The organism is Afipia sp. GW822-FHT03D08 (genome assembly GCF_058801645.1).
This window is the reverse complement of sequence record NZ_JBXANK010000001.1, coordinates 3,009,890-3,026,506: the sequence shown is the minus strand read 5'-3', so window position 1 is coordinate 3,026,506 and position 16,617 is coordinate 3,009,890. Positions and strand designations below refer to the sequence as shown.

The window sequence follows — 16,617 nt, the reverse complement described above, 5'->3', positions numbered from 1 at the left end:
GCATTCGAGCGTCCGGCGACGTCTTTTCTAGCGGTGGTTGGCAGCGTAATCATCCTAATCATGACTAACGCTAAGAAGCGCTTACTACAGTGGAAATGATTGTTTCAGGCCACACCCCGTTTTGTGTCGCGCATCGAGCTCATTGTGATCGAATATTCTGAATCAGCGAAAGTGAAGACGTCGGAGGGTGCCTATAGTTGGGTTGTCGCTTGCCTTTCATTGTTGATGACATCCCTGAGCTTCGGCGCGGTGACTTCAGTTCCTATCTTAATGAAACCCATGTCGGACGAGCTCTTTTGGTCTCGCGGCAAGCTTTCACTGGTTCATACGGCAGCCTTAGTTGGCGCAGCTGTCGGAAGCTTGGTGATTGGATACGCATCCGACCGAATGAATTTCTTAAGGCTCGCCCTGTTGGCAGCAATCTCAATTGGTGCGGGATTGCTAATTGCCAGCCGCGCCGATGAATTCTGGCAAATCGCGCTTGCGTACGGAATTCTAGTTGGCGGAATTGGGCAAGGTACGTTTTTTAGCCCAATCACCGCTGCGGCCAGCCGGTGGTTTGACCATAACCGAACTTATGCGATCGCTATCGTTACCTGCGGCCAAGGTGTGGGCGGGATAGTAGTCCCGCTAATCTTGCGCGATATGGCGTTGCATAATGGCTGGCGTAGCGCATTGCTAAATTATGGGATTGCATCTACTGCAGTAATCGGGCTCGCGAGTCTCGTGTTTATCCGTGAGCCGCCGATAACTTCGGCGTCCATAGAACCAGAGACTGAACAGCAACCGAGCACAAATTGGTTTACTTATTATTTTGCGATGGCACATTTCGCTGTCTGTAGCATTGGTAGTTTTCTGTTCATTGGCCACTTCATGATCTTCTGCGAAGAGAGCGCAATTGATCCATTTACGTCGTCCGCGTTGATGAGTTCAACACTAGGCGCCACTATCGTGTCCCGATTGGCAGCGGGATATCTGTTAAAATCGATAGATTCCTCAAGAGTCATCCTCGCTAGCAATTTAATTATTGCAATTGGAATTATGGTTGTCGCGTTTTCGGAACAATCTGTATTCTTGATTTCCACAGGAGCGGCTATCTTTGGCATCGGCTTCGGGGCAGCCTTCCCGGCTTACGGAACCTCAGCGCGTGCTAACTTTCCAGCTCGACAGTTCGGATTTTGGTTGGCCACGATGTGGTGCTTATCGTTCATCTGCGCCGGATTTGGTAGTTGGGCGGGCGGATTATTCAGAGACGCACTCGGTAATTACAAAACCGGGTTTGCGTTTGCGAGCGGACTTATTCTTGCCGGAAGTTTGGTTGCGCAGCCGCTCCTGTATGCAACTCGCAAGCAGCAATTTAAAGGGTAAGCGGTGTCCCGCGGCCGCCTTCCGGATGATGTCGTGATCTGCGAGTCTGCGGTCTGGTTTTGACCGTTAGGCTTAGAATGGACACTGAACATATTGCTCTCACAGAGCCGGTCCGCCGGCTGGAAGTGTTCACCGGTGCCGGGCGCGGCGGACATGGCGTGAAGACAAGGCCGGGATTGTCGCTGAGATCGCGACCAGCGGAGACTCGGTCTGTGCCGTGGCTCGATGCCATGGATTATCACCGCAGCAGTTGTTTGGCTGGCGACGTCAATTGCGAGATTCCGAGGCTGAACGTTCTGAGGCTGACGGGCTGCAGTTCGTGCCGGCAGTTGTGAATGCGGGACCGTCTCCTGTTCCGCAACGGAGGGCGCCGCGGTGCAAGGCCGAGGCCCGTGCCGGAACGATCGAGGTCAAGATCCGCGGCGTGACGGTCCGGGTCGGCCGGACGCAAAGACTTTGTGCATTGAAAGCCGGCGCGTGATCGGCCCAGCGGCCGAGGTGACCTTCGGCCTTGAGGTGGCCGATCACCGGCTCGATTGCGGATCGGCGTCGAACATTTGGGGCTCCCACATCTCCATCGCGTACCGAGCGAGTTTGATAGCATTATAGCCGGCCGGTCGCATTGCCCATCGACAGCAACTTTCAGAAGGCGGCCGTCGGTAGGTCGAACGAGGCTGATCTATTTCCAGCGCAGAAATCGCGCTTCGACACGGTTCATAGCGGCTAGGATGCAACTTCCGATCAAAGCGAGAAGAAACAAAACTGCAAACACTCCGTTGGTCTGGAAACTCCCTGCAAATAGGCTCAATGCTTGTCCGAGGCCCGCCCTTGCAGCGAGAAGTTCGCCGGCGACGACTCCAAGGAGAGCATAAATCAGCCCAAGACGTAAGCTGGAGAAAAGCGTTGGCACCGCACCTGGAAGCGTGATCTGGGTAAAAATCTGAGTGGACGTTGCCCCTAGCATTCGCGACAGCGTTAAATGATCAGAATCAACGCTTCGCGCACCCGCGACCGTACCGCTCAAGACGATGAAGAACGTTAGACTCGCACCCAGCGCAATCTTTGACGATATTCCAAGTCCAAACCACAGGAGGAAGAGCGGCGCAAGCGCTACGCGCGGCAAAGCATTCAGCCCGGCAAATATCGGTTCCAAGAATTTTTCGAGCCCGGGATAGGCGACAAAGAGCGAGCCGACGCCGATCCCAAGAATGCTCCCGATCAAAAATGCGGAGACTGTCGCCCAAAGCGTCCAAAGAAGGTGGGGAACAAGAGTGTAATTAGTGAAAAGCCCATTATAGAGAAATAGCAGGATTCCAACCGGATCGCCGATTAAAATCGGGTTTATGAAACCGTAATTGGCCAAGGCCTGCCAGAGGGCACCAAGCGCAAACAGAAAGATTACTTGCCCGATCCAAAGGGGTGGGCGGATAAGTTGGCTCATATCGATCCTCCCAGAGCAATCTCAAGCTTGCTCCACAATTCTGCATAGAGTTCGTGGAAGCGATGGTCTTTTTGCAACGCACGAGCAGAACGGGGCCTGGGAAGATCGATCGCAACATCAGCAAGAATTTTGCCGGGACGTGCGCTCACAACAATAACACGGTCCGAAAGGGAAATTGCTTCACCGAGGTCATGCGTGACAAGCACGACCGTGCGCTGCTCCTTGTTCCAAAGCGATAAAAGTATCTCCCCGAGTTGAAGTTTGGTCTGCGCGTCCAGCGCGCCAAAGGGCTCGTCCATCAGCAAAATTGGGGCGTCTAGGCAAAACGTTCGCGCAAGAGCAACGCGTTGCCGCATTCCGTGCGACAACATTTTTGGGAAAGAGTCTTCGAACCCTTTAAGACCGACTTGCTCGAGCAATTTCTCCGCCTTTAGTCGACGGATCTCTTTCTCAACGCCCCTGATTTCGCAACCGAACTCTGCGTTTTGCTGCGCGGTTCTCCAAGGGAGTAACGAGTCCCTGGCGAGCATGTAAGCCACATCGCGACGCCCGGCATTCGGCGAGGTACCCGACACTCCAATGGAGCCGCTTGCTAGAGGTATTAGCCCTGCTATTAAGTTTAATAGCGTGGTCTTTCCGCATCCGCTCGGTCCGATAAGTGAGATAAACTGCCTCGGCTCGACCGCGAGTGATACATCGTCTAAAACGACCACCCCTCCGAACTTTTGGCTTACGTTATCTACCTGGATACGGCCGTTCATCTCCAATGCCGCGTTTCGCGGGGCTGACATGGATTGCTGCCGAAGCTGAGTGACATTAGCTTTATGGGGCATCGGCATAGACAATCGCATCCACGGTTACTGGCTTGTCAGTTACTTTGTACTTCAGAAGAAGATCTGAATATGCAGCCACTGATTTGCGATCGACACGCACACCCAGTGTTGGAATCTCGGCTTTAACAAGTTCTTCAAGAAGCGTTTCAGGATCAGGGAGATTACCGAGCGACATGTGCGATTTAGCAATCTTAAGAACTTTTGCAAAATTTTCGGGCTTTTGAGTCCAATCGATTGCGTCGGCCATGCCTTCGACAAATGCTTTAACTACGTGCGGATTCGCGGCGATGTAACTGTCCGTGGCAAGCAAGGGTAGAAACGCTCCGTTAAGAGCTTTAACATCCGCAGGTCCATCGCCATTAGCTAAGCTGACTGCCGTCACGCATGATTTCTGCGTTCTGCATAGCGTAGCGAAAGGCTCAAACATCATTGCTGCGTCGAGCTGCTTTGCTACAAGCATGGGATAAGAGGTGGCGGGTGAGCCCACCGCAACGTAAGTGACACTATCCGGGTCTACACCGGCTCCAGCGAAAAGGGCGCGCGTCATAATTTCAGTTGCTGCGCCCCGGGCCGTTACTCCGATTCTCTTACCCTTTAGGTCTTGCATTACAGCTGGATAGCCTGCCTTTAGGTTTGGGAGCGGGACTTCGTTGCCAACGTTCAACGTAAAGATGTTATTCGGCGCAAGCGCTCCGACGATCTTAATTTTGTTTCCGCGAGACACTGATTGAAGCGCCACATCGGTCGCCGAAAAATTGAGGTCTAAACTACCTCCAACAAGTGCCTGCAACGCTAGCGGCGCTGAAGGAATATCTGTGGGGTCGCATTTTAAGTTTCTCTCTCGGCAAAAGCCCTGGTCATTCATAACCCAAATCGGCAGATTAATGATCGAACCAGGAAAAGTGTTTATTCGAACCGTTTCCCCACGACCCATAGCTTTTTTATCTTGAGCATCGGCTGATTCGATCATCGCTACTAGTAGACCGCCGATCAACACACCAACAATAGCTATAGTCTTGGATTGCTTGATAAGCACTCTCGATCCTCCCGTTTGATGGTTCGCTTTTGATTCAATCGTACTCGTATGAGAATTCTTCTTCTATGAAAGCGAACACTTTCCCGTTTTCTACTTTAGACTCATACATATGAAGTGGCTTATCGGCGCTTTCGAGAACAGAGCCATCGTTCGCATTCCACTCCCAAAAGTGCTTACTGCAGGTAACGGTGTTTCCCTCGCAGAAACCATGCCGAAGTGGCTCTTCCATATGCGGACACAGCGGGGGAATGACTCTCACGAAGTCATCCGTCCGAAGGGCAACAACCGAAATTTTGCTATCCAAGGAAACTTCCTTGACCTCACCAATTTCAAGCTCATCGAGATCAATAACAAACTGCCAGGTCACTAGTTGCTCCTACATTGGAATGTGTGACCCAAACGGAAGTCGACGAGTATCAAGAGTAACTTTGCGAGCAGCCAGAGCAAATCGTGACTCCTCGGTGAGCACAAAGGTATCTTCATAGGTGCCAACGCAAAATAACGCTGATACGCCAGCTACATTGGTATGATAGACTGAGATTGCCGTCACCGCGCTGCATCCGTTATCAAACATTCCGCTGAGAAAGCTTCCTCCGACGATTCTACGAAACTTATCCGGATATCGTTCATGCATCGTCAGTTGATCAAAGAGCAACTTCAGACCTGCTCGATCCTTTTCCATCAAAACCACCTCACCCTGAATTTCTGGGCTAAAGGCGTAGATTCCATAAGTGAAAGTCGAATGAGTGAGAGCCAACCAATCTACGAACTTTTCTGCGTCCATCAGATAATTCGCGTGGGCGATAGTGCTCTGTATTTCTCCGACAACCTCGGGGCGAGAGAGTTTATTTCGGATATGTTCCGCTTCCAGTGGCGCATTTTTTTGCATTTAAGCACCTGTCGCGGCAGGCCGTGGATCGGCTGGATTTAAGCCAGTCAGAGCAGACCATTCCCGATAATATTCTCGAATTGGAAAATCATCTTGCGTCATGTTGTCTTCTTCCCTCGCCATGAGGGAAATCGGAGTCGCCTCGCCTTTCATCGTCTCTGTTTGGCGCTCGGCCGCAAACTGATCTTCCGGCAAGTTGCGTCCAAATGGACCCCAAAATTCTGCATGGTCGCGTAGCCGCGCTTTTCGCACGTCTGCCGGTTCGCCCTTAACGCCAAGGCCACGAAATTGCACGAGGGTTTCGCTGGGACTGATAGGCATTTGCGTATCAATTCGCATAACAGTAGCGCGGCAATTCAACATCACGTCGGGGAATATGTCGACCAAACGAAACTCGTTCGGCTGCAATCCAGGAAGCTCATAACCTCCGCGCGATTTCATCCCCTTCATTTTGCTGTAATCCACGACCAGAGGATCGAGTGTTGCGTGTCCGCCAGAGTATCCCCGCCATTTACGTTTGAAGTACGCTGGTTCGCGCATGCTCGTTTGGCGATTCAAGACATGTAGATACTCGTGATAGAGCTCCATGTTTGTTTCCTGCCAATGCTTCCAGTTGGACTTCACTACTTGCTCATGAAAATGAAAAACCTCCAGTTCCGCCTTCCCGAAGAGATCATCAAAGATTTCCAAGCATCCACCAAGCCACTCGACTAAGGGCTTCGCTTCTTGATCCAGGTTTACGAACACCAGCCCGTGTAGTGACTCGCACCGAACTTCCGGCAGCCCACATTTGCTCTTGTCGATCCCAGCAGAAGCAAATGCCTCTTCTCTCGGAATTGTCGTGCACTCACCGTAGGTGTTGTATGTCCAACGATGGAAAGGACACTCCAACTCGCGGGCGTTCCCGCGAGGAACATCAACAATTTTTGCCCCCCTATGAGAACACGAATTTACGAATGCCCGCAGCTTACCGTCAGGACTTCTGGCGACGAATAATGGAACACCGGCAACACTCAACGAGCGGTAGTCGTTCTTGTTCGGGACTTCCGATTCGCAGCAAGCAAACTTCCAAACTTTCTTAAAGATCTTCTCCTGCTCAATCTTAAAGATGGCCGGATCAGAGTAGATCTTATTGTCCACATAGTGATCAGAACGAAGGCTATGAGAAACTTGGATCGATGTTGATTGCATTGGTTACTCCGAATTCATTCCCTAGCGCGGCCGGAAGAATGGTCTAAACCGACGCCCGTTCTCTATGGACGATGGTGTCGACGAGGCCTTTCGTCTCCTTGGCGATTGCGAAGTCAAAATTAATCTTCGCAAATGGTCGGTTTAGTTCTTTACTTTTGAATTCTGCTGAGTCGCTCACACGTTCGATTTCTGGGATAAGTCCCTCGCGCGTGCCGAAAGCAAAGTCCTCGTGTAGGTATTTGTCATCGGCAATATTGATTTGCGTTGTCAACTGTCGGTAGCCGGGAGCAGTGATAAAGAAATGGATGTGCGCCGGCCGTTGCCCATGCCGTCCAAGCAAACACATAAGTTTGTCAGTGTTACCTCCTGGAGGAACGCCATACCCGCTTGGCATAATAGAACGGAAGCTATACTTACCGTCGGCTCCCGTCTTGATGCGCCGCCTCAGGTTGTATGGCGTTTGCTCAGGGCCAAAGTGCGAGTAGAAACCCATAGTATTACAGTGCCAGACATCGACGACAGCGCCGCCCACTGGTTTTCCTGAAACGTCCTTTACTTGACCCTCCATGAAAAGGACTTCTCCATCGTCTAACCCGTCGTCAAGCCGGGCATATCCGTCCGACATAGGTGCGCCGGCAATGTATAGCGGGCCCTCAATTGTTCTTGTCGTCGTGCCGATGACCCCTGCTCGGCGCTCAGCCTCATCTAGGCGAAGGTCTAAAAAGTGCTCCAAGGCGATGCCGGGAACGATCAAACCGAGCTCGTTGCTTTTGGCGGCTTCGCCGATGTATGCAACTGCTGCCCAAACTTCATCCATTTGAATATCTAGATCGTCGATCGCGCGAAACAGATCGGCTAGAAGGCGATTGACGATCTTCTTGACACGAAGATTTCCTCCGGAAGCGTTCAATCCTGATGCTTCGGAGGCCAGTTTGGTAATTACTTCATCCGATACGAACCTATCGCTCATTGTCTCTTCCCTTTACTTTTTTGGTAAGCGCTCAACCGCTAGCCCCGCGCTTCGATCGATGATGGATGCCGACACAAAGGTGTCACTTCTAAGTTCATGTAAGGAAACAGCGGCAGCGTTGAGAGAATTTCATGAAGTTCCTCGCCGTTCGTAACTTCAAAAACGCTAATATTGGCGTAGTTTCCAACAATCCGCCAAAGATGACGCCAAACGCCCGCAATCTGAAGTTCCTGAGCGCGGGCCTTTTCTAGCTTCTTAAGTGAATCAAACTCGCCACTGGCCAAATGCGCCGGAATCGTCACTGTCATTTTCACCTGAAACAGCATTTCAACCTCGCGCGGCTAGGGACGTTACCAGCACAACCACTCGTCTTGCTGCATCCCGTCGAAAAAATGATAGGCGATCTTCGTCGATCTCGACGCCCAACCCGGGACCCGTAGGAATTCCTAAGCTAAACTCGGAATAGTCTAGCGGCGTAGTGAGAATCTCTTCCGTCAAAAGAAGGGGGCCGAACAACTCTGTTCCCCAATCAAGCTTTCGAAAGGTGGAGAAGAGGTGCGCTGACGCAATAGAGCCAATCGCGCCCTCCAGCATGGTTCCACCGTACAATCCTATGCCGGCAGCCTCCGCGATTGCAGCGACCTTTGATGCAGCTACCAGCCCGCCTGATTGAGAAATTTTGACCGCAAACGCATTCGCAGCTTCTCGTTTGGCGAGGTCAAATGCGCTTTCTGGACCACACAAAGCTTCGTCAGCCATAATCGGTACAACGGATTGGCGAGACAGCCTAGCCAACCCATCGCGATTCCAACCGGCGATCGGCTGTTCAATGAGGTCGACGCCCGCATCTCGCAGGCTGATCAAGGCCGAAGCAGTTTCAGTTTCTGACCAAGCTTGGTTGATGTCTACGCGCACGCTTGCTGAACTTCCCAAAGCTCGTTTGATTTGCGCTACATGCTCAACATCTTCTTGGACGCTGCGACGGCCAATTTTAAGTTTGAAGGTGTTGTGCCTGCGGGAAGCGAGCATATTTTCCGCCTCTTTGATGTCCGCGTGCGTGTCACCGCTTGCGAGAGTCCAGGCAATCGGTAACCGCTCCCGGTATCGACCACCGAAAATATCGGAGAGAGAGCGATCTGATCGTCTTCCAATGCCATCCCAGAGCGCAGTTTCAACAGCGTTCTTCGCAAATCGATTATCGCGCACGTGCGCGTCGATCGCATTCATCGTTGCCAATACATTTTCCGGGTCGCAGGTCTTCAGGACAGGAGTTACGTACGTATCTATGGCCAGCTTTATCCCCTCTGGGCTTTCAGGGCCGTAGCTAAGACCGCCAATTGTCGCTGCTTCACCTATGCCGATCACGCCGTCAGATGTTCGGATTCGAACGATCAAGCTACTCTGAACGTTCATCGTCGTCATAGATAGCTTATGGGGGCGGATAGTCGGGATATCGACCAGAACGGTCTCAATCTCGTCAATTGATAGTTTGCTTGCCATGACTGACCAATCAAGTTATTTCGAGTTTTTTAGGGGGCAGCGCCCCTTTAGGATAGCTCCATTTTGGTCTACTTTCAGACCTTTCGGGTCTAGGAACGCAAAGATGGAACTTCGGCACCTTCGGTATTTCGTTACAGTCGCAGCTGAAGCTAATTTCACCCGCGCGGCGGAGAAGTTGCACATTGCCCAGTCGCCGCTAGGCCGTCAGATCAAGCAGATCGAGGAGGAGTTGGGCGTAAAGCTGTTGGAACGCCAACGGCCAATCAAGCTCACTGAGGCTGGTCGTTTCTTTTACGAACAATCCCGTCAGTTGCTGCAACGCGCTGATGAAATTGAATCGATGACGAAACGTATTGGCAAAGGCTGGAACGTCCACTTGAACATCGGGTTCGTGGGTTCAGTTCTGTACGACGCTTTACCTAAGCTTATTGGGCAGTTCAGAACAGCTGCCCCTGCTGTCGAGGTTTCGCTTTTCGAAATGACTACGCTCGAACAAGTGTCGGCCCTCAAAGATGGGCGAATTGATATTGGATTTGGACGGATCCGATTTGATGACCCTACAATCACTCGAGAGGTGCTACACGAAGAACGATTATCCGCGGCAATACCTCGAGGCCACCGGTTGAGTGATCCCTCAAAAGAACTGAAGCTGATTGATACAGCTCGCGAACCCTTGATTATCTATCCAAAGATGCCGAGGCCGAGTTACGCAGACCAAGTCCTTTCGTTTTATCGCGATCGAAGCGTTGAGCCGCCCGTCGCTTTCGAAGTGCGCGAGCTCCAAACAGCGTTAGGATTAGTTGCTGCCGGTGCAGGAATTTGTATCGTGCCGAACTCTGTAAGTCGCTTTGGTCGAGACGACGTAGTATATATTCCGCTTGCTGATACAGATATCGTTTCGCCTATCATCATGAGCTATCGGTCAAATGACCGATCAACGTCACTAGCAATGTTTAGACGGCTGACGAGTCAGATTCGCCGTGATGAGAGCTGAGGTAGAGTCCTAGGCCGCCAGTTCACTTATGCTTTTGACCGACGCCAGCTTGTCGGGCTCAATGGTTATACCTTTCAGCATTAGCTTCTTGATCATAGCTAATTCCTTTGGACGATTCACGGTGCAGACGTAGGTGATTTTTCCGTCCTTTAGGTAGATCCGCGAAAACTCAGAAGCTTGAATTGATCCGCGACTAACGGTTGAGTCGAACTCTCCAGGTAATCCTAGCATCTGTATGCTGAGATCATACTGGTCTGACCAAAACCATGGAATGTTCGCAGCTGTGTCGGCCATACCTAGTATGGTCTTAGCAACTTTCATCGCTTGGAGCTGCGCGTTTTCCCATGACTCGAGGCGCAATGGTCGACGGGCAAACGCGTTGAACTGACAGGCGACATCACCCACGGCAAAAATTGATGCGTCAGACGTTCTGCAGTATTCATCGATGACAATTCCGTTTTCTACAATCAATCCGCTTTGAAGAGCAATTTCTGCATTTGGAATTGCCCCTATCCCGACAACGACAGTAGAGACGGGTATCCGCCTTCCGGATGAAAGGGCTGCCACTTCCACTCGATCCTGGCCGTCAATCGTAGACACCGTGGTATCAAGTTCGATTTCCACACCTTTGCTCTGATGAACTGCACAGAGATAGTCGCTCAACTCGGAAGGCAACGCTCTGGAGCACAGCTTGCTGCCGGCCTCGACAACCGTCACTTGCAAACCCTTCGACCTTGCTGATGCAGCGACCTCTAGACCAATCCAGCCACCTCCAACGATCAGAACTCCGCCGCCACCATCGAGGGACCTTTTCAATTCGTTTGCGTCGTCTAGAGTTCTAAGAGTGTGAATTCCGGGTAGTTCGCCACCCTGTATACTGAAGGGCCTTGGGCGAGAGCCGGTTGCTAAGATCAAATAGTCATAATGCTCCTGGCTACCATTCGAAAGCTCTATCGTTTTTTCGTTTCGAGAGACGCTCAAAGCACAAAGATTCAGCTTGAGCTGAATTGTCTGCGATTCAAATTTTGATTTCGAGCCAACGTAAACAGGTACAACTCCTGCTCCTAACAGAGCAGCCTTAGAAAGCGGCGGTCTTTCGTACGGATAATGCTTTTCATCGCCAATCAGGACAATCTCACCTTCAAAGCCGTGCCGTCTCAGGTTCAACGCACAAAGTGCACCTGCCTGTCCTGCACCTACAATCACCACTTTGATCATATGAAAACCTCGGAGGTACCGACCCTGCTTCAGGACCGTACAAACTTTATCAGCATCAAACTAAAGCTTGCGATGAAAACCCAAGATGCAATGGCCAGGAGGAATGGTTTAGCGCCTCTTGCCTTGAGTTTCGAAAAGTCGGTCTCTAATCCCATCGCAGCCAGTGACGCAGTTAGCATAACCGCCGTTAATAGAACTATGACTGTGCGACTTTCCTCTGGAATATGTACTACGCTGTTTAATCCCACCATCGCGATAAAACCGACCACGAACCACGGCACACCGGGCGCACTGCTCGGACCGTTTATCGAGCTCCTCCGCGTCGACATCTTGACCAACCCGAAAAACATCACAAGCGGCGCCAAAAGAACCACACGGCTCAGTTTAGAAATCGTAGCTGCTTCCCCGGCCGTCTCCCCGTTTTGGAAGGCAGCTGCAACCACCTGAGCGATCTCGTGAATAGAAGAACCACACCATAACCCAAAGTCTTTCGGTCCGAGCCCGATGAGCGAAGATACAACGGGGTATAGTGCTATTGAGAAAGAACCCAATATTGTCACGCAGGCAACAGCATAGATCGCGTCTTCTTCCGGTGCGCGCGTGATGTTATTAGTGGCCAGAACAGCCGACGCGCCGCATATCGCAGTGCCTGCGGCAATTAATTCAGTCAGGCCGCGGTCAACTCCGATCTTTCGACCAAGCCACAACGTGAATGCTACAGAGCCGATTAAAGACACGGTTATAATGCCGAACGCGGACAGGCCGAGATCGAAAATCTGAGGAAAAGTCAGCTGCAGGCCCAGCATAGCGATGCCCAGTCTTAAGACGTGCCTCATGCAAAACTTTACTCCGGGCTTCGCGATTGTCGGAGTTCCCACGGTGTTGTTCGCGATGACACCTATCGTGATAGCGAATGCCATCGGACTTACGATAGTTAGTTGTGGCACCGCCTTGCGAAAAACGAACGCTATCAACGCGATCGTAAAGCAAAGAAAAGCACCAATCAGAACTTGGAAGTATTTTCCGAGAAATGACTGCGACGTTTTTATAGGCTGGGCTCTCATGTAACGATCTGGCTCTTTGCCTCGTTTCGCAAAAATCCACCTGAAAGATTGAGCCGGGAAGCATGTCGCGTCCGCTGGCTTTGCGTTTGTGCCGCGACAATTTTCCGCAGGACGTTTTGAAAAATCCGCGGGATACAACTCGATCCTCGATCAGAAAGGTCTTCTTGAAATTGGTTTCCGAGCATGTGCTTCCCATCGCTTCGTACTTGGGCTTGTAGTGCTTGTTCGCACCGCTAAACAGCTCGGTTTGGGTCTGATTTGAGACCTGCGAAGTCTAAGAAGCCGATGACCGCTATTGAAATCTCACCCGTCGTCTCTTAACGCCCGGACAGCAACATTCGATCTTTCGAGGCCTGCCAGAAGTCCGCCTCGGCGCCGTTGAGGTGCTACTCAGGAACAAGAAACAGCGCTAGGCGAGTGTCTTCGCCCGCGGCATGTACATCGTGATGAATGATTGGACGGAGGTCACAAGCCGGCTTCGGTCGTCGCCGTCTTTGCGGCTGCCGGGAGCATACAGCAAAATCGTCTGCGTAACTCTTCTGCCTGCCTTATGTTGCGCAAGTAGTGTATCGACTAGCAGAAGTGATGCTGGCTATCCGTGATCGCATTTGGAAACCCTTGCGCTGACGATTGCTACAAGAGCCGCAGGCATCGGGCGCGATTGCTAACCGTTTGCACTACCGTGTTGGCGTCGATCGCGGATGCGGAATGTACTTATAGAGCGTAGCATCGGACACGCCGAGCTGTACGGCTATTTCCGCGATCGTCAATGAACCATCTTTTATAAGGGCTTTCGCTGCGCCGATGCTTTGATCCGATAACGCGCGAGGACGGCCACCGCGCCGGCCACGAGCCTTAGCCGCCGCAAGTCCAGCCAGAGTTCGTTCACGAATGATACTGCGTTCAAACTCCGTGAGCGCTCCAAAGATATGAAATACGAGCTTCCCCGTTGGCGTCGTGGTATCTATCGCCTCCGTCAACGATGTGAAACCACAGCCGGCTTCGTTGAGTTGCTCGATGGTTCCGATCAACTTGGTGATCGAACGCGCTAACCTATCCAATTTCCAAACAACAAGCGTATCGCCTGGACGAATGTAGTTGAGCGCAGCCGCTAATTCCACTCGCGCGGCATCTGCACCCGACGCGGTTTCAAGGAATATGCGTGAGCATCCAGCCAATGTCAGTGCGTTAATTTGTAGGTCGGGCGTTTGATCTGCTGTCGAAACGCGGGCGTATCCAATGAGGCTCATAGTGGGCTCCATAAAACCCTCTGAGCCTAACATGAAATAGGAATAATTTCCAGATAGGGTTTTCGGAGCAATTTCACCGGGGAAATTTAACGCTTATCACCAACTGCACCTTTCTCTGACAACCGAACGTATTTCTGAGTTGGCGCGATGGCCTATTCTTCACTTCCGCGAAGCAAAACCGAGGCCCGGATTCGGCTAAGCCCTTACCTCATCACCATGGCGCACGAGTCGCTTGCGTCGCAACTCATCTGGAACTGCCTTACTGCAAAGGGCATCACGTATGCGGAAGAGCGCAAGGTCCGCGACATCATCATGAACCTCACGAGCAAATTCGATCCGTGGCAACGCGAATTCAATCACCGTCCCTATATCGAGCAAGAGCTCGATCCTCCCAGGCGCGATTTCGGAGATGATCCAATACCGAAGCCGGGACCAAAGATATGGTTAGGGCCCTGCTGCGCGCGGAAGGCTATCCAGATATTCCAGTGGTTCGCTCGGCTTGTGTGCTGTGACGTCCGAAATGCACGCGTCGCACGGTAACAGCCTAGAATTTTTGCGGCATAAGATCGTGATTGCGAAACGCGTCAAACAAATCCGCGATTTCGGGGTAGGCGTCCCCGAGTAGCGGCATGTCGGCAGAAAAATTCGGCTGGTTATATCCGGTAAATGCGGTTTCCAACCCGATGTAGAATTCGTCTAGCGGCAAGTGATTGGATGGCATATTCGTAAAGATAACGAAACCGGTCGCATCACGAGGCACGTTGCCCGGCTGCTCCTCCACCGCCCGCTTGGATGCGACAGCATCACCCTGCCACCACACCCCCTCCCCCTGCCAGTCGTGAGGCGGCGGGGGCAAATTCATGTCAATAAAGATGAGGCGTTCGGCATCAGCGGGCTTCGCAAGAGCCTCTCGTAATTGACGGCTGACATTGCCTTTCATGGTTTCAACGGGCGGCCTCTCCCCGGATTTTCCAAGGACGCCGGGCCAGCTCTTTGTCTTCATCTCGACGGCATAGCGCTTGCCCGTCCGGCGGTGAGTGGCAAGCCCGTCGGAATGGCCTGAGCTTAGATCCTCTTCATCAGAAAACGCGAAGCTAAAGCCGGCCCGTACAAGGCAGGCGGCGATCATCAGCTCATAGCGCGCGCCATGAAATTGATCGGCGACCCGCAGGGATTTGAGAAGCCTCTCGCGCGGCTCCGAATTATCGGCGATGACAAAGAGGTCATGAGCTACGGTAAAGAAGCTGAGCACAGGAACCGTCGACATGAGACCGCGTTCAGGCCCAAGGTGATGCCGCGATTTCGCCTGCGCACGCATTGCCTGCCACCAGATATGAAGTGGATGGCTGATGTTCCGACGGAACGGCTCGCCCAGTTCCCGCAGCAGATCACTTTCAAGAAAATTCATGAAATTGTCGCCGCCACCCCAGTGAATCACCTTCCCGCCCCGAACGATGAAACGATCTTGGTCATTGCCTGCGACAAGGGGCGGCCGGTGAAAACCGTGATTGGAATAGTGGTTTACGCGATCTATCTGCCGACGATTAAACGCATCCCGCACGCGCTCTGGCGTGGTGTGCCAGTTTTCGATCGGAGCATCCGGCGTATTCACGGACCACGCGCCATGGCAATGCTTGTAGCGCTTCCCGCTTCCGCAAAAACATCTTTCGTTGCGCCTTGGCATGTATGAAATTTCTGCCGATGCGGTTGCTTCGCATGGATATGAGTCGCCAGAAACGAGCATAGCCCGTAGCCGCAGGGGCGGTAAATGTTGCGCTTGTTGCCCGGCAATAACACCGACTCATGATATGGTTCGATCCGCGATACCATTCATTTGAGCATCGAATGCCCGATATTCCAACCTTGCCGCTTCCATCCGTTTTGCCTCATTCCGATGCGATCAAATCATCGAAGCAAACGAAAACCGACTATGAATCCGACTGTTGGGAATTCCAGTACGAGATTCACAGGTACCTGGGGCGGATAACCGATGACGCTCTGCGGGCGCGCTATGACAATATCGTCCGCAACATGCATGCAATCATAAGCGACGACCGGAATGTCATTCCGATCCATAGCTTTTTGAGCTCATGGTATTGGTACCGCAAGGAGCATCAAACACGGTATGAGTTTGCGCTCCGAAACGTGCCACTCCATCGGCCGCTCCCCATAGTCGCGCAGCGCGATTCAAGCGCAGCGCCGGCCCGGCCACGCGGCCCAAATGCCGGAGATGTCCTATTTCGATATGGCGAGCGGAAATGGTTGCAGAACCTCATGGATTTCGGGCGGTTGCGCATGAAATCCGCGCAAGAATATGCTTTGATGGAGAAGGATCCAGCGCGGCAGGACGACGAGCGAGTCAAGCATTCCTATTCACCTGGGGAGTATATCAGCTTGACCATGCCGGACGGCCTGCAGGTGCGTCCGATCGGTGACCTCAAATACAGCACTTCCGGAACCGATTATTTCCTCTACTGCGTCTCGATGGATTGGGACTCGGTTCTCTTTGACCAATTTTCCGGGACTGACTGCTGCGTCGTCATCAAAGAGCCGGATGAATTCGCCCGGCGTCTTGAGCACGCCGCCAAGAACTTGCTCCCGGGCTGGTATTTTCATCATTGCCCCATCGAGTATTTCGATACATATGAGCGCAGGTCCAAGGAGCGTATCGACAACGCCATGTCGAAGGATTTTCGCTTCGCTTACCAAAAGGAATATCGTTTCCTCTTTGCAGGTTTCGGTCGGCCCGCGACCGGCTTCATCGACCTCGAGCTTGGACCGTTGCACGACATTGCCGAGTTGCATATGCGGCCTGAACCGCCTCGCGTCGAATAAGATGACGGTTCGTCGAACCACCCCGTGA

17 protein-coding genes and 1 pseudogene are annotated in these 16,617 nt (G+C 52.3%); 4 read left to right on the top strand and 14 right to left on the bottom strand.

Features of this window, described 5'->3' with window-relative positions; genetic code table 11:
• The first annotated feature begins 99 nt into the window (after positions 1 to 99).
• Positions 100 to 1,368, top strand: coding sequence for an MFS transporter (locus AC1RM7_RS14975; RefSeq protein ID WP_492233921.1), 1,269 nt, complete (start codon positions 100 to 102; stop codon positions 1,366 to 1,368).
• 175 nt (positions 1,369 to 1,543) lie between these two features.
• Positions 1,544 to 1,849 carry a transposase gene (locus AC1RM7_RS14970; RefSeq protein ID WP_492238154.1) on the top strand — a complete coding sequence of 102 codons (306 nt, stop codon included), beginning with the start codon at positions 1,544 to 1,546 and terminating at the stop codon, positions 1,847 to 1,849.
• A gap of 198 nt (positions 1,850 to 2,047) precedes the next feature.
• Here AC1RM7_RS14970 and AC1RM7_RS14965 read toward each other — a convergent pair whose 3' ends face one another.
• From AC1RM7_RS14965 to AC1RM7_RS14925, 9 genes are all read right to left on the bottom strand, one after another.
• Complete coding sequence (locus tag AC1RM7_RS14965) at positions 2,048 to 2,809, bottom strand: ABC transporter permease (protein WP_492233922.1); 762 nt, start codon at positions 2,807 to 2,809, stop codon at positions 2,048 to 2,050.
• On the bottom strand, positions 2,806 to 3,570 hold the full coding sequence (locus AC1RM7_RS14960; protein WP_492233923.1) for an ABC transporter ATP-binding protein: 765 nt from the start codon (positions 3,568 to 3,570) through the stop codon (positions 2,806 to 2,808). Before AC1RM7_RS14960 ends, AC1RM7_RS14965 begins: the two co-directional genes overlap by 4 nt.
• Before the next feature lie 61 nt (positions 3,571 to 3,631).
• Positions 3,632 to 4,678: an ABC transporter substrate-binding protein gene (locus tag AC1RM7_RS14955; protein WP_111835217.1), complete on the bottom strand. Its 1,047-nt coding sequence runs from the start codon at positions 4,676 to 4,678 to the stop codon at positions 3,632 to 3,634.
• Between the two features lie 34 nt (positions 4,679 to 4,712).
• Positions 4,713 to 5,045, bottom strand: coding sequence for a Rieske 2Fe-2S domain-containing protein (locus tag AC1RM7_RS14950; protein ID WP_111835218.1), 333 nt, complete (start codon positions 5,043 to 5,045; stop codon positions 4,713 to 4,715).
• A gap of 9 nt (positions 5,046 to 5,054) precedes the next feature.
• Positions 5,055 to 5,567, bottom strand: a complete 513-nt coding sequence (locus AC1RM7_RS14945) for a nuclear transport factor 2 family protein (RefSeq protein WP_492233924.1) — start codon at positions 5,565 to 5,567, stop codon at positions 5,055 to 5,057.
• On the bottom strand, positions 5,568 to 6,758 hold the full coding sequence (locus AC1RM7_RS14940; RefSeq protein WP_492233925.1) for an aromatic ring-hydroxylating oxygenase subunit alpha: 1,191 nt from the start codon (positions 6,756 to 6,758) through the stop codon (positions 5,568 to 5,570).
• 43 nt (positions 6,759 to 6,801) lie between these two features.
• Entirely contained in the window at positions 6,802 to 7,728 is a 927-nt protein-coding gene (gene catA / locus AC1RM7_RS14935; protein WP_492233926.1) for a catechol 1,2-dioxygenase, read from the bottom strand.
• Between the two features lie 38 nt (positions 7,729 to 7,766).
• Positions 7,767 to 8,054: a muconolactone Delta-isomerase gene (gene catC / locus AC1RM7_RS14930; RefSeq protein ID WP_492233927.1), complete on the bottom strand. Its 288-nt coding sequence runs from the start codon at positions 8,052 to 8,054 to the stop codon at positions 7,767 to 7,769.
• A gap of 1 nt (position 8,055) precedes the next feature.
• Complete coding sequence (locus AC1RM7_RS14925) at positions 8,056 to 9,228, bottom strand: muconate/chloromuconate family cycloisomerase (RefSeq protein WP_492837521.1); 1,173 nt, start codon at positions 9,226 to 9,228, stop codon at positions 8,056 to 8,058.
• Between the two features lie 103 nt (positions 9,229 to 9,331).
• Here AC1RM7_RS14925 and AC1RM7_RS14920 point away from each other — a divergent pair, with 103 nt between their 5' ends.
• Positions 9,332 to 10,222 (top strand): LysR family transcriptional regulator, encoded by an 891-nt coding sequence (locus AC1RM7_RS14920; protein WP_492233929.1) that lies wholly within the window; start codon positions 9,332 to 9,334, stop codon positions 10,220 to 10,222.
• Between the two features lie 9 nt (positions 10,223 to 10,231).
• Here AC1RM7_RS14920 and AC1RM7_RS14915 read toward each other — a convergent pair whose 3' ends face one another.
• The 5 genes and pseudogenes from AC1RM7_RS14915 to AC1RM7_RS14895 form a co-directional block, all read right to left on the bottom strand.
• Positions 10,232 to 11,440, bottom strand: a complete 1,209-nt coding sequence (locus AC1RM7_RS14915) for an NAD(P)/FAD-dependent oxidoreductase (protein WP_492233930.1) — start codon at positions 11,438 to 11,440, stop codon at positions 10,232 to 10,234.
• A gap of 29 nt (positions 11,441 to 11,469) precedes the next feature.
• Positions 11,470 to 12,504, bottom strand: coding sequence for a YeiH family protein (locus tag AC1RM7_RS14910; protein ID WP_332925590.1), 1,035 nt, complete (start codon positions 12,502 to 12,504; stop codon positions 11,470 to 11,472).
• Positions 12,505 to 13,181: 677 nt separating this feature from the next.
• A complete protein-coding gene (locus AC1RM7_RS14905) occupies positions 13,182 to 13,754 on the bottom strand; it encodes a recombinase family protein (RefSeq protein ID WP_492233931.1) in 573 nt (190 codons plus the stop codon).
• Positions 13,755 to 14,298: 544 nt separating this feature from the next.
• Complete coding sequence (locus AC1RM7_RS14900) at positions 14,299 to 15,366, bottom strand: hypothetical protein (RefSeq protein ID WP_492235726.1); 1,068 nt, start codon at positions 15,364 to 15,366, stop codon at positions 14,299 to 14,301.
• Positions 15,367 to 15,375: 9 nt separating this feature from the next.
• Positions 15,376 to 15,438 (bottom strand): annotated as a pseudogene (locus AC1RM7_RS14895) (SEC-C metal-binding domain-containing protein); the annotation flags it as partial.
• Positions 15,439 to 15,599: 161 nt separating this feature from the next.
• Between AC1RM7_RS14895 and AC1RM7_RS14890 the strand changes: the two are divergent.
• Positions 15,600 to 16,589 (top strand): hypothetical protein, encoded by a 990-nt coding sequence (locus AC1RM7_RS14890; RefSeq protein ID WP_492233932.1) that lies wholly within the window; start codon positions 15,600 to 15,602, stop codon positions 16,587 to 16,589.
• The last annotated feature ends 28 nt before the right edge of the window (positions 16,590 to 16,617 follow it).